Genomic DNA, 264 nt, shown 5'->3' on the forward strand with positions numbered 1-264 from the left:
TTGTTGTCCATTGTCATCAAAATAGAATTCAACAGGGTGATTTATAGATACTGCATGGTGATCATCCGCAGAAAGATTAGCAATTATATAGTCAAGTTCATAATCGACTTCGGTAGCGTCAAATGTGTAATCAGCATTATTCGGGAATGTAATCTTCGCAATATCCTTCCATGAGTTATCAATGAAAGCTTGTACAGTTAGTTCATTTAAATTTTCAAGATTAATATCTTCCATTGAATACTCTTTTTTATACTTAATGAATAC

Annotated in this window: 1 pseudogene; it reads right to left on the minus strand. The window is 31.8% G+C overall.

The features are described from left to right. Positions 1-234, minus strand: a pseudogene (locus AAEZ00_RS21460) (type II toxin-antitoxin system HipA family toxin); the annotation flags it as partial. Positions 235-264: the final 30 nt, after the last annotated feature.

The organism is Shewanella sp. S1-49-MNA-CIBAN-0167 (assembly GCF_040310145.1).
Taxonomy (GTDB): domain Bacteria; phylum Pseudomonadota; class Gammaproteobacteria; order Enterobacterales; family Shewanellaceae; genus Shewanella; species Shewanella psychromarinicola.